Origin of the sequence: Burkholderia sp. L27(2015), assembly GCF_009765705.1 — a bacterium.
GTDB lineage: Bacteria > Pseudomonadota > Gammaproteobacteria > Burkholderiales > Burkholderiaceae > LMUX01.
Map to the genome: position 1 here is coordinate 179,837 of NZ_LMUX01000020.1, position 15,422 is coordinate 195,258.

16 protein-coding genes are annotated in these 15,422 nt (G+C 60.2%); 8 read left to right on the forward strand and 8 right to left on the reverse strand.

Annotation, left to right across the window (positions count from 1 at the left end):
- The first annotated feature begins 11 nt into the window (after positions 1-11).
- The 3 genes from GSQ77_RS17795 to GSQ77_RS17805 are packed head-to-tail and all read left to right on the forward strand — an operon-like array spanning position 12 to position 1,764.
- Positions 12-734: a methyl-accepting chemotaxis protein gene (locus GSQ77_RS17795; protein WP_158904105.1), complete on the forward strand. Its 723-nt coding sequence runs from the start codon at positions 12-14 to the stop codon at positions 732-734.
- An 8-nt stretch (positions 735-742) separates the two neighbouring features.
- Positions 743-1,366 carry a hypothetical protein gene (locus GSQ77_RS17800; RefSeq protein WP_158904106.1) on the forward strand — a complete coding sequence of 208 codons (624 nt, stop codon included), beginning with the start codon at positions 743-745 and terminating at the stop codon, positions 1,364-1,366.
- A gap of 32 nt (positions 1,367-1,398) precedes the next feature.
- Positions 1,399-1,764: a response regulator gene (locus tag GSQ77_RS17805; RefSeq protein WP_158904107.1), complete on the forward strand. Its 366-nt coding sequence runs from the start codon at positions 1,399-1,401 to the stop codon at positions 1,762-1,764.
- Here GSQ77_RS17805 and GSQ77_RS17810 read toward each other — a convergent pair.
- The 3 genes from GSQ77_RS17810 to GSQ77_RS17820 all read right to left on the reverse strand — a co-directional run bounded on the left by GSQ77_RS17810 (position 1,761) and on the right by GSQ77_RS17820 (position 4,632).
- Complete coding sequence (locus GSQ77_RS17810; RefSeq protein WP_158904108.1) at positions 1,761-2,936, reverse strand: flippase-like domain-containing protein; 1,176 nt, start codon at positions 2,934-2,936, stop codon at positions 1,761-1,763. The two genes, GSQ77_RS17805 and GSQ77_RS17810, sit on opposite strands and share 4 nt — an antisense overlap.
- Positions 2,937-3,145: 209 nt before the next feature.
- On the reverse strand, positions 3,146-4,012 hold the full coding sequence (locus GSQ77_RS17815) for an intradiol ring-cleavage dioxygenase (protein WP_158904109.1): 867 nt from the start codon (positions 4,010-4,012) through the stop codon (positions 3,146-3,148).
- Complete coding sequence (locus tag GSQ77_RS17820) at positions 4,009-4,632, reverse strand: LysE family translocator (protein WP_158904110.1); 624 nt, start codon at positions 4,630-4,632, stop codon at positions 4,009-4,011. Before GSQ77_RS17820 ends, GSQ77_RS17815 begins: the two co-directional genes overlap by 4 nt.
- A 172-nt stretch (positions 4,633-4,804) precedes the next feature.
- On the opposite strand from GSQ77_RS17820, the gene GSQ77_RS17825 reads away from it, so the two are divergent.
- Entirely contained in the window at positions 4,805-6,394 is a 1,590-nt protein-coding gene (locus tag GSQ77_RS17825) for a GNAT family N-acetyltransferase (protein ID WP_158904111.1), read from the forward strand.
- 74 nt (positions 6,395-6,468) lie between these two features.
- Positions 6,469-6,978, forward strand: a complete 510-nt coding sequence (gene msrA / locus GSQ77_RS17830) for a peptide-methionine (S)-S-oxide reductase MsrA (protein WP_158904112.1) — start codon at positions 6,469-6,471, stop codon at positions 6,976-6,978.
- A 180-nt stretch (positions 6,979-7,158) separates the two neighbouring features.
- On the opposite strand, the gene gcvA is transcribed toward msrA, so the two are convergent.
- Positions 7,159-8,067: a transcriptional regulator GcvA gene (gene gcvA / locus GSQ77_RS17835; RefSeq protein WP_158904113.1), complete on the reverse strand. Its 909-nt coding sequence runs from the start codon at positions 8,065-8,067 to the stop codon at positions 7,159-7,161.
- A 99-nt stretch (positions 8,068-8,166) separates the two neighbouring features.
- On the opposite strand from gcvA, the gene GSQ77_RS17840 reads away from it, so the two are divergent.
- On the forward strand, positions 8,167-9,009 hold the full coding sequence (locus tag GSQ77_RS17840) for a DMT family transporter (protein WP_158904114.1): 843 nt from the start codon (positions 8,167-8,169) through the stop codon (positions 9,007-9,009).
- Positions 9,010-9,179: 170 nt separating this feature from the next.
- Here the strand turns inward: GSQ77_RS17840 and GSQ77_RS17845 are convergent, their stop codons facing one another.
- Together GSQ77_RS17845 and GSQ77_RS17850 are read right to left on the reverse strand one after the other, a co-directional pair.
- Positions 9,180-10,214 carry a TRAP transporter substrate-binding protein gene (locus tag GSQ77_RS17845; RefSeq protein ID WP_158904115.1) on the reverse strand — a complete coding sequence of 345 codons (1,035 nt, stop codon included), beginning with the start codon at positions 10,212-10,214 and terminating at the stop codon, positions 9,180-9,182.
- Between the two features lie 137 nt (positions 10,215-10,351).
- Positions 10,352-11,221: an oxaloacetate decarboxylase gene (locus GSQ77_RS17850; protein WP_158904116.1), complete on the reverse strand. Its 870-nt coding sequence runs from the start codon at positions 11,219-11,221 to the stop codon at positions 10,352-10,354.
- A gap of 301 nt (positions 11,222-11,522) precedes the next feature.
- Here GSQ77_RS17850 and GSQ77_RS17855 point away from each other — a divergent pair, with 301 nt between their 5' ends.
- Complete coding sequence (locus tag GSQ77_RS17855; protein WP_158904117.1) at positions 11,523-12,854, forward strand: MFS transporter; 1,332 nt, start codon at positions 11,523-11,525, stop codon at positions 12,852-12,854.
- Positions 12,855-12,869: 15 nt separating this feature from the next.
- Complete coding sequence (locus tag GSQ77_RS17860; protein ID WP_158904118.1) at positions 12,870-13,607, forward strand: enoyl-CoA hydratase/isomerase family protein; 738 nt, start codon at positions 12,870-12,872, stop codon at positions 13,605-13,607.
- Positions 13,608-13,636: 29 nt separating this feature from the next.
- On the opposite strand, the gene GSQ77_RS17865 is transcribed toward GSQ77_RS17860, so the two are convergent.
- Together GSQ77_RS17865 and GSQ77_RS29590 are read right to left on the reverse strand one after the other, a co-directional pair.
- Positions 13,637-14,653, reverse strand: a complete 1,017-nt coding sequence (locus GSQ77_RS17865) for a LacI family DNA-binding transcriptional regulator (RefSeq protein WP_158904119.1) — start codon at positions 14,651-14,653, stop codon at positions 13,637-13,639.
- A gap of 278 nt (positions 14,654-14,931) precedes the next feature.
- The gene (locus GSQ77_RS29590; RefSeq protein ID WP_367889680.1) at positions 14,932-15,150 is read right to left on the reverse strand and encodes an IclR family transcriptional regulator C-terminal domain-containing protein; all 219 of its coding nucleotides are present in this window, start codon (positions 15,148-15,150) and stop codon (positions 14,932-14,934) included.
- Positions 15,151-15,422: the final 272 nt, after the last annotated feature.

Here is a 15,422-nt window from a genome sequence, read left to right on the forward strand (position 1 = left end):
GAAGGATAGTTGTGACTCAATCGTATCTCGTAGCGGCACCAATGAGCAGTGTGGTGACCGCCATCCTCGCCTACTTCATGCATCGGTTTTACGCCGCCAGAGCCGCGACTCGACTTCGAGCGCAGGCGGATGTCCACACCGATGCGCTCGCGCAAACGCATGCGCGGCAGACCGAGGAAACCGGCCAGGAAGAGCAAGCGAGGCAGGAGTTGGAAGCCGCGATTGCCGACTTGCGTGACGACCTGGCCAAGCAAATCGCGACTACCGACGAAGTTCGCGTGGCGCTTAAGACAGCCGTTGAAGAGAAAGAGCAATGGGTACAGCAGGCCAAGCAGATCGCCGACGAAGCGTCGCGCTTGAAGAGCCTGGCCGCAACCTTCGAGCGTTGGCATGAGCAGATGATTTCGCTGATGACGCAGAACCAGGATATGCACGCAAAGAATCACGAGCTCTCCGCTATCGTCAGGCATGTGGTGATCGTCTCGCTCAACGCGTCGATCGAAGCGGCTCGGGCGGGGCCGGCCGGCCGCGGATTCGCGGTCGTCGCCAGCGAGGTCAGGGAACTCGCGGCACGCTCGGAGGAGTTGTCGAAAAGTTATCGTAACAGCCTGCACCGCAACGACTTGACCACCACCACGACGTTTCAGGATATTCAGGCCGGCGGCAAGATGATTACCGCATCGCTGGGCAGTGTCGAGGCGCTTGCCCATCAATTGCAATCGAAGCTTCATTAGGCATCAAAGTGATCAGCAGCCAGGCGAAGGACAGCATCGAGCGGATTTTCTACAAGGCGGCACAAGCGCGGCTGCCAATGACACCAGGCGACGTGTGCGACATCGTTGCGATCAAGCCAAGTGGTGCCGGCAGGAAAGACCGACCCGAAGACCAAACCGAAGGCCTAACGGACGGTCGAGCCGGGGAGGATGGCGCAAGCCGAACTCGCAGGCCCCAAGCGCAAACGGGCCAGGTCGTCGTGCTGACCATATCGGGCATTCTGTTCAGGCTCATGTTGCTCCTGCATTTCAATGAGGATGACAGCACGCGCGATTATCTTGTGAAGGATGACGCGCAGAGCACGTTCGAGGAGATTATCGCGGAGATCTCCAACCTGTGTTGTGGCGCAATGAATCAGGAGCTGCTCCGATATTTCCCCGATCTTGGCATGTCGACGCCGTACATGCTTAGCGCTCAGTGTGTTCCCCATCTGGAGGATCTGAAGCCGAGCTATCTGTCGTCGTATGCGATTCAGCTCGGCGATTCTGTTCATGTTGTCGCGACGCTTTGCGTATGCGCAGATGGGCCGATCGATTTTGTGGCCGATGTTAATGCCGTTGAAGAAAGCAGCGGCGAACTCGAATTGTTTTGATAGCTGTCGCAGGAAACATCAAAGGAAAAATCATGGCGAAAATTCTGGTTGTAGACGATTCAAGCACGGTACGCGACGAGGTCGCCGGCTTCTTGAGAAAGAACGGCCTGGACGTAGACACTGCAGTCGATGGTAAGGATGGACTGGTCAAGCTGAAAGCCAGCCCCGGGATCAAGCTGGTGGTCAGCGACGTCAACATGCCCAATATGGACGGCTTGACGATGGCCGAGAAGATCCGCGGCGAACTGGCGAACAGCGCAGTGAATATCATCATGCTGACCACCGAAAGCAGCCCTGCGATGAAGGAGCGCGGCAAGGCCGCCGGCGTCAAAGGCTGGATCGTCAAGCCGTTCAAGGGTGATGCCGTGTTGGAAACGTTCAGGAAGCTGTCAAGCTAGGTGTGGCGCGCCAGCCGGTGCACGCGTCGTCGCCAGGCCAAGGCGGCAAAACCGGCTGCGCCCGCCATCAACGGACAATAGAGCGTGGCGAAACGCCACAACACCAGCGCGATCGCCATGACCGCTCGCGGCACCCAGGGCGCGAACGCCGCCGCGAGCGCAAGATCGCCACCGCCACCTCCTGCGGGAACGCCAGTCCAGAGCGCCACGTGCAACACGACGGCTTGCACGGCAAGAACAAATGCCGGCGACAAGCGGCATCCGAGTTCAAGCAAGGCGAACCATAGTGCACCGTAGCGTAGCAGCCATTGCAACGTGGTTAGCAACAGCAACGCAATGAAACGTGCGCAGCCCGCTGCGGCAAGTGAGGCGATCTGGCGTGTCATGTTCAGATGAAATCGACGCCAATGCGAACGTCGCGAATTGAGCCATGAACCTAGCCATGAATCGAGACTGGCGAAGCGGTGGATTGTCCTGCTGAGCACCGATGCCAATTGGCGGCGACCCACCCATAGCACACACAGCAGGGCCAAGGCGCCCAGCAGTACGGTTTCGATTCGTGGTTCACTGATCGGCGGCAGGATCCGAGCGAGGGGCCCGAGCGCCAGTGCAAGCGCGATAGGAACGGCTAGGGCGAAGAATGTCAGATCGAGCGCCTGATCGGCTCCGACGACGGTAGCCGCGCTCGCCCACGATGCGCCGGTGCGTCGTAGCAACGCGATATTGACACCGTAGCCCGCGGCTCCGAGCGGAGAAACCAGAAATGCAAAATCGCTGACCAGTGTGATCGCGAGCGTGTGTCCGTAGCGTAGACGTATGCCAAGCTGAGTCTGCAGCAGTTGCAGTTTGCCTGCCTTCGCAGCGGCGCTGATGATGGCGCTTGCGGCCAGCGCGAAAAACACCCGCAACGGGACCTGCAGTACGCCGGTGAGCACAACGTGCGCATTCAGTAGAAATGGCGCGCCGATCGCGAGGCCGACTCCGGCCAGGGCCAGCCATGTGGCGGCATGGCGTATGAGCCGCCGTGGCGCGAACCGACGGTGCAGGAGCGCAGCGCGATCCTCAGTCTTAGGCGGTGTTTGCTCGGGTGTGAGCTCTGCATGCTCGATGGTCGAGGACGCAAGAATGCGTTGCCGATCGGCGCGATCAAAACGTCCTGTGGGTAAAGGCATGAAATAAAGGCGTGAATAAGTCGGCTAGGCAGAATGCGAATCAACATACCACGCGCACATGGCACGGTGCTACCGACGTGTCGATTCATATGTTGACTGGCTTGCGGCCGGGGCCAAGCGGGAGGCCAAAAAATCGCCGACCGGCTTCTACCTCGCACCCTTTCACGCATTGCAGCTTGCCGGATGATGCGTAGTCCCGATACCCGATATTACGGGCGCGCGGGGTTAATCACAAAGTCATAGTCCAGCGTATAGAAAGGGCTCGAGGAAAGTTGCCCATCGGGCATGGGTCCACTTTCGTGCCGTACCCAGTCGGCAACCAACGATGAACGTACACCGAACACCACATCGGACTCCAAGTACTGGCTTTCTTTGCGGAAGACGTGCGTGATCAAGGTCTCGAAGCCCGGCGCCTTGATCATGAAGTGCAAATGAGCGGGGCGCCACGGATGTCGCCCGAGGCCGTTCAGCATTTTGCCCACCGGTCCGTCGTGCGGAATCGGATAGTCCTCGGCCAGCACGGACTTGAAGTCGAAGCTGCCGTCATTGCGGCTGCGTATGACGCCTCGCGCTTGCGCGCCGACGAGATCCGTACGTTGAACATCGTAGAAGCCTTGGTCGTCGGCCTGCCAGACGTGGATTTCAGCGTCCGGTACGACAGCACCATCGAGACCCCGCACGGTGCCGTGCACAAAACAGGGCGCGCCCGACGCGCCGTTTGCGATATCCGCACCGTTATCATAGGCTGGGGCGTCGGAAACATAGAACGGTCCGAAGACGGTCGACTCCGTACATCCCTGCGGTTTCGCATTGTTCATCGCGATCACCAGCATCGACAAGCCCAGCGTGTCCGACAGCAGGATAAATTCCTGCCGCTTGTCGTCCGTGATATGGCCGGTTTCGGTCAGGAACGCGATGCCTGCCGTCCATTCGTCTTCGGTCAACCGGACTTCACGGGCGAACGCATGCAAGTGCCGGGTCAGGCTGCTCATGATTTCGGCCAAACGCGGATTCGGGCAATCCACGTATCGCTCAAGTACCGCCTGCGTGATCGTGTTTTCGTCGAGATTAATCATGATTTGAGCACCAAGCGTACGCCAAAGAGGATGAACAGAGTGCCTGCCACGCGATCGATCCCGTGTCGTGCGCGCTCAAACGCGCGCGACATCCAGGGCAGGGTAAAGAGGCTGGTGACGAAAACATACCAGGTGATGGAGATCGTCGTCATCAGCGCGATAGCCAATGCGCCGAGCACCAGCGAGGGACCTGCCGGCATGGCGGTGGCAAATACGCTGGCCATGAAAAGCGCCGACTTGGGATTGGCCAGGTTGGTCATCAAGCCCAGTCGGAACGCAGCCATGTTCGACAGATGGGAAGCCGATTCTGCGCGCGCGGATGCCGACGGATTGCGACTGCGCATTAGCAAGCGGGATCCGAGGAAGATCAGGTAAATGCCGCCGACAATCTTGAAGCCGAGATACAGCCAAGGCGCGGTAATGAACAGGGCGTGTATGCCGAAGAACCCGGCGCAGCCCCAGACTGTTGTGCCCACGGCGATGCCCGCTACCGCCATTAATCCTGTTGCGCGCGATTGCGTGGCCGAGATGCGCACCGTCATCAGGAAATTGGGACCGGGTGTTATCGCGGCGACGGTCCAGATAGCGGCGACCATGAGTAGCGGCGTCAGTGATGGCATGGCGACTCCAATGTCGTGTACGTAGTCGGTGTGTCGGTGTATGGGGCGCTCCGATGACCTGGATGCAGCCGCACGTTAAGCGAGGGGTGCATATTCTTGCCGATTCGCTGTATCGTTCCAGTGTATTACAGTTGGGCCTTTTTCGTTCCTCGATGCCAGAAGGGAATCCCAGATGACAGTGCGCAATCTCGATGCCTTGTTCGTGCCCGGATCGGTGCGGGAGATCGGAGGTTTGATGGTCGCGTCGTCGGCCAAGGATGCGCCCAGCGGTGTCGCTTGGGTGTGTCAATCGGGGCGAATCGCGCAGCAGGCGATGGAGTTCGCGAGCGCACGCGGACTGCGGCTGTCGCGGGTCGTGGCGCTCGGGGAACAAGCCGACATCGATTGCGGCGACCTGCTGGACTACTTGGCAAGCGACGCGGCTACTCTGGCGGTGATGGTCTGCATCGATCATGTGCGGGCGGCGCGCAAATTCATGTCCGCTGCCAGAGCCTGCGTGCGCTGCAAACCGGTGTTTATCTGCTGCGATCCCGCCGCAGGCGAGAATCACTTGGCTTACGATGCCGCGTTTGAGCGTGCCGGGTTCATACGCTTGGCCGATATCGATACGCTGCTGGAGGCGGTGGCCACGCTGCAGTCACCGCAGGTTTCGGGTCGCGACTTGATGAAGCGCTATCGGATCGCGCGGGTACGGCTGGCCCAGACGCCACCTTCCTTGCCGGTGCATCATGCTGAATTGCGCGATGCCTTGGCATGGGTGCAGCAACGGCTCTTGGACACGACTAGCCCCGGGGGGCACATTCTGCATGAGGACGAGGCGGTAAGCCTGCTCGCTCAGTTCGGGATTCCCGTGCAGCCGCGTGCAGCAGGCACGACGGGCACAGCGCCGTGCGAGGCCGCGAACGCACCGTCGCTGACCGTGACCCTGCGCGACGATCGAACATTCGGCCCCTTCCTCGAATTCACCACGCCCGATGGACAAGCAAGCAGCGCGTTGTTACCGATCAATGCCGCCTTGGCGTGTACGGCGCTCGAACGACTCGCGCAACTGACGGCATCGTCTGCCGGTGAATTCGCGGCGTGGATCGAAACGCTCGCCGCCGTATCGCTGTGCCTATGCAGCGTCGAGGCCATTTGTGCCTTCAGTGCGCAGCTTTGCGTCGTGCAGGGACGCGCCGTGTTGCACCCGATCGCGATTCAGTTAAACGCACCGGGTACGCGCCGGCCATTGGCCATCCGTCCTTATCCGGTCGAACTGGAAGAACGTATCGAATGGGACGGACGTTGCTTGACGATCCGGCCGATCCGGCCCGAAGACGAACACGCTCATGCAGAACTTTTTCGCGCCATGACGCCGGAAGATGTGCGAATGCGATTTTTCGCCATGGTGCGCCAGCCTGACCACACGCAACTCGCGCGTTATGTCCAGATCGATTACGACCGGGAGATGGCATTCGTCGCATGTACGGAAGAGGGCGGCTCGACCGTCATCCACGGCGTCGTCAGGGCGGTGTGCGACTCGCACAACGAGACGGCCGAGTTTGCAGCGGCGGTGCGCTCTGACGAAACGGGCCACCACCTCGGCCGCATGCTGATGGAGCGGATCATCGCGTACTGCCGCGCACGCGGAACGCGCGTGCTGACAGGTGAAATACTGAGAGAAAACACGCGCATGCTGAAGCTGGCGTTGGATTGCGGCTTTGTGGTGCAACCGAGCGAGGATTTTGCAGTGGTGTCTGTCAGACGGGTACTCAACGCCTGAGCAAATCCGGCGCTGCCGATACGTGTCGCGCGCATCGAGGATATAGTCGAGCCTCCAGAAGGAGAAATACCGAAATGACTACAGTGACTGACAAAGCCGTCCTTGCAGGCGGGTGTTTTTGGGGCATGCAGGATCTTTTGCGTCGTTATCCGGGCGTGGTATCGACACGGGTAGGCTATACCGGCGGCGAAGTGCCCAATGCGACCTATCGAAACCATGGATCACACGCCGAGGCTATCGAAATCATCTTCGATCCGCAGATCATCAGCTATCGACAGATTCTGGAATTCTTTTTTCAGGTTCATGACCCCACTACGCTGAACCGTCAAGGTAACGATACCGGGGCGAGTTATCGCTCGGCGATCTTCTACACGAACGAACAGCAGAAGCAGATCGCGCAGGACACCATCGCCGACGTCGAGGCTTCAGGGCTCTGGCCTGGCAAGGTTGTCACCGAAGTCGTACCGGTCGGCCCGTTTTGGCAAGCGGAGCCGGAGCATCAAGACTATCTGGAACGCCATCCTGGCGGATACACGTGCCATTTCATCCGTAAGGACTGGCGACTTCCCAAACGTGGCGGATGAACTGCGAGGGCTTCGTGAGCTGCTCACGAAGCCCTCAAGATGATGCCCGAAAACGGCCGTCAGCCTGACATGCCGACTGTGCCGCCCACAAGCGAGTTTCGTGCGTTCCATCGCGCGGCAAGGGGATCGGATCGCATCGCGGCGAACGCATTGGTCCGATAGCGCTCGGTGAGCTCACATCTAAGGGGCCGTCTGCGTTGGCATACGCATCCCCTCGCGCTCGAGCCATGAACGGAATAGAACGACCAACTCATCGCCAGACTTCCCATCTGGAACGTAAGTGCAATAGCTGCGCGACGGCAGACGAGGGCCGGCGAACGGCGCGACAAGCCGGCCAGCAGCAAGATCGTCGGATACCAGTGCAGTCGGTCCCATCGCGATGCCTACTGCGTCGATGGCGGCTTGCAACGTCAGATAGAAGTGGTCAAAGGTCAGGGCGGCAGCGGGCCTGAGTGCAGGAATCTGTGCCTTCGCCAACCAGTCCGGCCAAAGTCGAGGAAGACTCGATGTGTGCAGCAACGTATGCTGCCGGATATCGTCCAGCACCCGGAGCGGCAGCCGCTGCAAAAGCGCCGGACTACAGACCGGAAGCCTTTCCTCGGACAGGAAAAGCCGCATCGAGTAGCCATAGAACGTATCTGGTCCACCCCGGATGATGACGTCATAGGTCTCTTTCAGACTTTCCACCGACTCGTTCGACGTGTCCACTTTGACGTCCACGTCGGGATGCTCGACACGGAACTTCGCCAGTCGCGGCACCAGCCAGCGCAACGTGAATGTCGCGGGTGCATTCACGTACAGTGTCCGAGACATCGCTTTCGCGACGCCATATCTCGCGGTTGCCTGCGAGAGCTGCTCGAACAAGGGGCCGATTTCCGCCAGGTAGTCCTTGGCCGCCGCAGTCAGCACCACGCGCCGGTTGTGCCGTTCAAACAGCGGTGCGTCAAGCCACTCCTCAAGCAGACGCACATGCTGGCTCACCGCGCCGTGAGTCACGTGCAATTCCGCGGCGGCTTCCTTGAAGCTACCAAGCCGGCCTGCGGCCTCGAAGGCACGCAATGCATTGAGTGGGGGCAATACCCGTTTCATTCGGGAGAGTTTATTTAACGCGACTGCCCAATTTATCTGGTTTGTTAGTGTGCCGCAAGATAGATATCCTGCTTAGTACACCTTTTCTCCGAGATTCGCATGCTCAGTTATACCGGCGGTTTTGTCCTCCTTGCAGCGCTGCTCCACGCGAGCTGGAATGCGATGCTGCACGGCAACGACGACCGGTTGCTGTCCATGACGTGGATGAGCATCGCCATTGCGGCGGTTTCCACGTTTGTAGTCCTGTTCACGCCGTGGCCAGCCGACGCGGCCTGGCCGTATATCGTGGCATCGGGCCTCGTGCATATCGTCTACAACGTGACCCTCGTGCGATCGTACCGTCGCAACGATCTGGCACAGGCGTATCCGATCGCGCGCGGTTCGTCGCCGCTGCTCGTCACGCTCGGCGCGGCGCTCTTCGCGCATGAGGCGATCGGCCCCTTGCACATTCTTGGGATCGCGATGATATCGGGCGGCATCATCGCAATCGCGCTGGAGGGGGGGCGTGTGTCGCTTGCGGGTGCACTGGCTGCGCTGATGACCGGTGTGACGATCGCCGTCTATACCGTGATCGACGGCATCGGCGTGCGCTTGTCCGGCGGCCAAGCGCTAGCCTACACCGCGTGGATGTTCCTGTTCTATTGGTTGATGCCGGTGCTGTTCATCGCCACGCGTGGGCTCGCGCCGCTTTGGACACCGGTACGGACGGCGCCGATGGCGGTCGGCTCGTCGCTCGTCGGCGGCCTCGTGTCGATCGCGGCGTATGGCATCGTGATATGGGCGCTGCAGTCGGGCGCGATGGGCGCGGTGTCGGCGTTGCGCGAGACCAGCGTGGTGTTCGCGGTGCTGATCGGGCGAATGTTTCTGCGGGAAGCAGTAAGTGGCAAGCGGTGGCTCGCGTGCGTGATCGTCGCGGCCGGGGCAGTTTGTCTGGGGGTTTGATTTTTATTTTGGTGCGGGCGTCCAGAAATGGCAAAACGGACAAGAATGCTGCGGCTGTTACTACGCCAGCGAACTCAATCAATTAGGGGTATTGAAGAAAAAGCGGCATCGTGGAAGGATGACTTCTTCCCCGAGGCCTGTATCGCGCCGGGTAGCTGAGCGTAGCAGATTCAAGCGAGCTTGCCGGCCGTTTGCTCCAGCAGCGCCCATGCCTCATGGCCGAACTTCTCACGCCACTTGCCATAGAAACCCGCTTTACTGAGCGTCGCTCGGAATGCCGAGCGATCGACGGTTGTGAACTGGATGCCCTTGCTGCCGAGCTCTGTACGCAGCGATTCGCTCTGCCGCGCGATGTCGGCGCGTTCATCCAGGCCCGAGCGATCGAACTCGCGTTTCACGATTTGCCGTATGTCTTCGGGCAGGCGCTGGAATGCCGCGGGGTTGCCGAGTATCCAATAGTTGTCCCAGACGTGGCTGGTCATGCTGATATATTTTTGCACTTCATAAATCTTGGACGTAGCGATGGTCGGCAGCGCATTTTCCTCGCCGTCCACGAGCTTGGTCTGTAGAGCCGAATACAGTTCATTGAAATTCAACGGCGTGGGCCCCGCGCCCAGCGATTGGAAAATCGACGTCAGCATCGGTGACACGGGTACGCGTATCTTCAGTCCTCGAAGATCCTCCGGAGCGTGAATCGGCCGCGAGGAGGTGCTGATCTGTCGGAAGCCGTTATCCCAGGCTTGCGATACGGACACCACACCGGTCTTCTCGATCTGCGCGCGGATGTAGTTGCCCAAGCCGCCGTCCATCGCTTTCCAAACGTCGTCGTAGCTGTTGAAGGCAAATCCGGTGTTGGCAATGCCAGCGATCGGCGCGAGCACGGAGAGCGTGGACCCGGCCTGGTTGCAGAATTCGATGCTGCCGTTGCGCACCTGGGACAACTGGTCGCTATCGGAGCCCAACTGGCTGGCGGGGAACACGCGGATCTCAAGGCGGCCGTGAGTGGCTTCGCGAATGCGGTCGGCGGCTTGCTGGGCTCGGGTGTTGACCGGATGCGTCGGGTCTTGTGCGGTGGCCAGCTTGTAGGTGAACTCCGCGGCGTCGGCGCGCCGGGAGAGGATGCCCATCAAGGGCAGGGCGGCACCGGCCGCGATAAATGCGCGCCGGTTCAGCCCGCGCGTGGCACGGTGGTCGTTGTGTTCCATATGCGTCTCCGTTTTCTCTATAGTTTTTATCTGGCCCATCGGGTACCGCGACGGTACCCGTTACGCTTCATCAATCCACGGCTAGCCACGCACGTCACACCGGGCCGGGGCGCCCCGAGGTGCCATGCCTGCACGCGCTAGCGGTTGTAGCGTGCCTCCTCGGCGACCGCCTCATCCAGGCCGACGAAGCGGTTGAAGTCCTCGAACGATGTCAGGCTGTCGGCGACCGCATTGGTCGAGCCTTCGCGCATGAAGACCTCCATCATTTCCTTGACCGCCTTATGCATGGCTAACATCGGTTCGACCGGGCACAGCGCATAGTCGAAGCCCAGTTCGTAGACTTCCTTGATCGACAGATAGGGGCTTTTGCCCGAGCGCACCATGTTGAACAGGATGGGTTTGCCCAGCGGTTTGAGACGCCGGATCAGCTCGCGCATCTGGTCTACGCTTTCGGGTGCATCGGCATACAGCCCATCCACACCCACTGCCGCATAGGCTTCGAGCCGCTCGATGGCATCGTTGATCCCGGTCACGGCAATGGCATCAGTGCGTGCCACCACGAAAAAGTCGGGATCCTTGCGCGCGGCCAGCATGGCGCGCAGCTTCTGCTGCATTTCTTCCTTCGGCACCAACTGCTTGCCGGCAAAGTGCCCACATTTCTTCGGCACGGCCTGGTCTTCCAGATGCAGTACCGAGGCGCCGGCTTCTTCCCACAACTCGATGGTGCGCTGAGCATCCAGCACACCGCCGTAGCCGGTGTCGGCATCGGCGAACACCGGCAGCTTGGTGACGCGGCAGATGCGCCGGATGTGATCGAACATTTCCGTTTGCGTGAGCAAGCCGACGTCGGGCTTGCCGGCCACGATGGCCGAGGCGGCGAAGCCGCTCACGTAAAGGGCCTTGGCGCCGGCTTGTTCCGCCAGCATGGCGGTGACCGCATCGTGCGCCCCGAGGCAAACGAAAGGTGGGGATTTCAATAACTCGCGGAATTGTGCTGATCGGCTCATGACGGGCTCCGGTTAGGTCGTCGGGAATTGATAGAGGCATGACTCATGATATCGATAACAAATGCATCGGCGCAAGCTATTTTGTTATCGATAACAAATTTTCATGGCAATGTGACTCTATTTCGTAACGGAGCCAACAGCCTTATTTAATAAGCCTTTCAGGGAATTATGAGTGCCGCGTGTAGGCCCGAAATACCCTCCTTCGGAGGGTTTGTACCTATACCAGACGTGGCAGGCGCGGGCGCGATAATGCATCCCTGCACAGACCTATCCCTGCAATTTCTTGCGTCAGGAGACCAGCATGAACACCCCGCAAAATGTGGAAGCACGAACGATGCGCAAGGTGCTACGGCGCTTCGTGCCGTTGCTGATCATCTGCTTCATCGCCTCGTTCCTGGATCGCGTCAATGTCGGCTTCGCGGCACTTACGATGAGCCGCGATCTCGGTTTCACCAACACGGTGTTCGGTCTGGGGGCAGGGCTGTTCTTCATCGGCTACTTCTTCTTCGAGGTACCGTCCAACCTTGCGCTGGTGCGCTTTGGCGCGCGCCGCTGGATTGCGCGCATCATGTTCACCTGGGCAATCCTTTCGGCGGCTACCGCATTTGTCACGGGCGCTTACGGTTTTTATTTCGTCCGCATCTTGCTCGGTGTGGCGGAAGCGGGTTTCTTTCCAGGCGTGATCCTGTTCCTGACGATGTGGGTGCCCAGTGCCTATCGCGGCCGCGTGGTGGCGAGCTTCATGGCAGCCATGCCGTTCGCCAGTGTGTTTGGCTCGCCCGTCTCCGGCTACCTGCTCGGCCTGGACCACGTGTTCGGACTGAAGGGATGGCAACTGCTGTTCATCGCTGAAGCGCTGCCTTCATTGGTGCTGGCGGTGGTCGTGCTCAAGGTGCTGCGTGATAGTCCCGCTCAGGCCGAATGGTTGGCGCCCGATGAGCGCGATTGGCTGACGCAGACGATCGCGCTGGAGCAACAGCGCAAGGTCAGCGTGATGACGCATGGTTTCTTTAATATCGTGAAGCGGCCCGTCGTGCTGCTGCTGGGCGCGGCCTATTTCGGCATCGTCGGTTTCAATTTTGGGCTGAGCTTCTTCCTGCCGCAGATCGTCCGACAGTTTCATCTGAGCCTGGCCATGGTGGGCTGGGTTGCTGCGATTCCCTTTGCGGTGGGCGGTGTCGGCATGATCGTGTGGGGGCGGCATTCGGATCGGCATAACGAGCGCCGCTTTCATTTGCTGGTGCCCATTGCGCTGGCCATTATCGGCCTGGGCGGCTCTACGCTGGTCAGCCTGCCCGTGCTCAAGCTGGCGTTGTTGTGCGTGGCATCGTTTGGCGTGTTCTCGGCGCTGCCTATATTCTGGGCCGTCATGCCCGGCTTGTTGGGACCGGCTGTTGCAGCGGTGGGCTTTGCAGTGGTCAATTCGATCGGCAATTTGTCCGGGTTTGCAGCGCCTTATGTGGTGGGCGTGATCGCCGACGCTACGGGCAGCACCGGCGGTGGGCTGATGGCAATTGCCATTTACGGCTGCGTGGCGTTTGCCATACTGGCCTGCATCACCGGTGCCTATAGCCGTCGGATACCGCAGCAGGTGGCACTGGACGGCGAGACCAGACAGGCTGGCAGCCACTAACCGAAAAGGACGCCCATGAGTGCACGCGATGAAGGCAGCATAGAAATTACGATGAGCGGCAGCGTACAGGTATTGACCTTGGCGCGCACCGAAAACAATAACCGCGTCACGCAAGCGATGTCGGAACAAGCAGTGCGGGCGTTCGAGGCGGCGCGTATCAACCCGTCGGTGTCGGGCTGCGTACTGACCGGGAAAGGCACGGTGTTTTGCACCGGCGGCGATTATCTGAGTGGCGGTAGCACCAGCGAGGGGCGCCTCGCGTTTGCACGCGCCTTTGCAGATCTGGAACGCGCGATGAACCGGCTGGGCAAACCGCTGGTGGCGGCCATCAACGGGGATGCCCACGCGGGCGGCTTCAGTCTGCTCGCGGCATGCGATCTCGCGGTAGCAGCGGATTGCGCCACGCTGGGTTTGCCGGAAATTGCGCACGGCCTGTTTCCCTTCCTGGCTCTGGCGATCGTAAAGGACACGCTGCCCAAGAAGGTGTTGTTCGACATGGTGTATCGCGCGCGTATGCTTGGTGCGGTGGAATCGCAGCAATTACATCTGGTCAATGAAGTTGTGCCGCAGGCCGATGTGTTGAAGCGCGCCATCGAACTGGCTGGCTGCACTGCGGAATTCAACTGCGATATCGTCAGCCTGGGCCGCGATCTCTACTACAACACGCGCTGCTCGAACCCGTCCGAAGCGGTCGAGCAGTCGCGCTTCGCGCTGGTTGCCGCACTCAAGGCGATGGAGGAAAGTCAGCGGTAGGGCACAGCGGTAGAAGCGGCGCCGACGCCTCAAGTGCTGCCGCGCTGGATCACCGTGAACCCTAAGTCCACAGCGCTATCCGGCAATGCGAGGCCTTTGGTACGCGCCACGATAATCTCGGCGCTGCGCACGCCGATTTCGTAGCGCGGGAACGCCACTGTCGTGATGGGCGGGATGATGTTTTGCATCAGTTCGTTGTCGTCCGAGGCGGCCACGGCGATCCGTGATGGCACGGCAAGGCCCCTGCGCTGGCATTCGAAGATGGCGCCTGCGGCCAGCACATCACCGGCGAAGAACACTGCGTCCACGCGCGGGTCGATGTCGACGATATGCCCCAAGGCGCGCGAACCGCTTTCCAGGCCTGCGTCCACTTCGAGAATCAACCGAGGATCCACGCTAATGCCGGCCTTGCGCAAGCCGGCTAGAAAACCGTTGCGCCGCTGGCGCAAGCGATCACTGGTGGCAACCGGGAGACTGGCGAAGGCGAAGCGGCGATAGCCCCGCTCGAGCAGATGTTGTGCCATCGCCTTGCCCGCGGCGTAGTTCGAGTAGCTCACTACCGTGTCGATCGGGCTGGAAGTCAGGTTGCCCGTTTCGATGCAGACCGTGCCGCTCGCGCGCAGCAATTCGATCGTGCGAGCCGTGTGTTTGGTGTTGTGCAACACGACGCCGCACACGCGCTGTGCGACATACTCGCTGACCAGCATTTCTTCCTCGGTCAGATCGACCCCACTGTCGGAAATCATCAGGTGCAAGCTATTGCGCATCAGCACATCGGAGATGCCTTTGATCATCTCCGCGTATAGGGCGTTGCGCAGGCTCGGTACGATCAGCGCCACCACGGCGGTACGATTGGAGGAGAGGCTGGCCGCGATACGGTTCGGCACATAGCCGCTTTGCGCGATGGCATGGCGCACGGCTTCAAGGATGGCGGGGGAGACCCTATCGGGCGCGCGCATGGCACGCGAGACGGTCATTGTCGAGACGCCCGCCAGGCTGGCGACGTCCTTCATTGACGTGGCCTGAGTCGCTCCTTTCTTGCCCACCGATGACTCCTTGGTTGTTGCTTTGATAGTGAAGGTATAAACCGTGCCGCGGGTTTGCGGGGGGGGGGCTGTTTGGCGCTGTGCGGCGTGCGACGCATCCAGCGCAACCTGCATATGCGCGCGTGCGATGCATTATCACACGGCCTAGGGTGCTACGCGTCCAGGTGCGATCCCTGAGCTTTACAAACAAGGGTTTCCAATAGCCGTCGTGCAGCGCTATGTGCGGTTCCGCGGAAGTCCTCCTGCACGAACATCGTGTGAAGAGCCCCTTTTGAACGTTAGCTGGCAGCTCTTAGCTGGGACGCCGCATGGCGCAGTTCGGCAAGATACAACTGAACCGCGCCTTTTTGGTCGATTTGCCCTGTCGGAAGGCTCACATTGACCGACGCTACGATCAACCCGTCCTTATCCCGCACAGGAACAGCAAGCCACAAATTGAGTCGTCGAGTTCCCCGTCGACCCATAGCTCGGACAAGTATCTTGAACGGCGGTGGCATGTCGCGTTGTGCGGGTTCGTGGCCGCGGCGTGTTTTCTTTTGTTGCCGTTGGCGGTCGGTAGTTTGGCGATGACGGTCGTCCTATTGGCATTGGCATCGGTCGGTATTTTCAGTGTGCTTAGCCTGTTCTGGACTATTCCCAGTGCCTACTTGAGTCGATCCGCAGCAGCGGGTGGCCTTGCCCTGATCAGTTCGATCGGCTCGTTTGGCGGCGCGGTCAGTCCTGCGATGATCGGCGCCGTAAAGATGCACACAGGTAGCCTATATTTTGG

Coding starts and splice junctions, on each gene's coding strand:
- GSQ77_RS17810 (WP_158904108.1), bottom strand. CDS start 2,936: ATGCCTTTACCCACAGGACGTTTTGATCGCGCCGATCGGCAACGCATT.
- GSQ77_RS17850 (WP_158904116.1), bottom strand. CDS start 11,221: ATGAGCCGATCAGCACAATTCCGCGAGTTATTGAAATCCCCACCTTTC.
- GSQ77_RS29590 (WP_367889680.1), bottom strand. CDS start 15,150: ATGCCACCGCCGTTCAAGATACTTGTCCGAGCTATGGGTCGACGGGGA.
- GSQ77_RS17815 (WP_158904109.1), bottom strand. CDS start 4,012: ATGATTAATCTCGACGAAAACACGATCACGCAGGCGGTACTTGAGCGA.
- GSQ77_RS17805 (WP_158904107.1), top strand. CDS start 1,399: ATGGCGAAAATTCTGGTTGTAGACGATTCAAGCACGGTACGCGACGAG.
- gcvA (WP_158904113.1), bottom strand. CDS start 8,067: ATGAAACGGGTATTGCCCCCACTCAATGCATTGCGTGCCTTCGAGGCC.
- GSQ77_RS17820 (WP_158904110.1), bottom strand. CDS start 4,632: ATGCCATCACTGACGCCGCTACTCATGGTCGCCGCTATCTGGACCGTC.
- GSQ77_RS17825 (WP_158904111.1), top strand. CDS start 4,805: ATGACAGTGCGCAATCTCGATGCCTTGTTCGTGCCCGGATCGGTGCGG.
- GSQ77_RS17845 (WP_158904115.1), bottom strand. CDS start 10,214: ATGGAACACAACGACCACCGTGCCACGCGCGGGCTGAACCGGCGCGCA.
- GSQ77_RS17860 (WP_158904118.1), top strand. CDS start 12,870: ATGAGTGCACGCGATGAAGGCAGCATAGAAATTACGATGAGCGGCAGC.
- msrA (WP_158904112.1), top strand. CDS start 6,469: ATGACTACAGTGACTGACAAAGCCGTCCTTGCAGGCGGGTGTTTTTGG.
- GSQ77_RS17840 (WP_158904114.1), top strand. CDS start 8,167: ATGCTCAGTTATACCGGCGGTTTTGTCCTCCTTGCAGCGCTGCTCCAC.
- GSQ77_RS17855 (WP_158904117.1), top strand. CDS start 11,523: ATGAACACCCCGCAAAATGTGGAAGCACGAACGATGCGCAAGGTGCTA.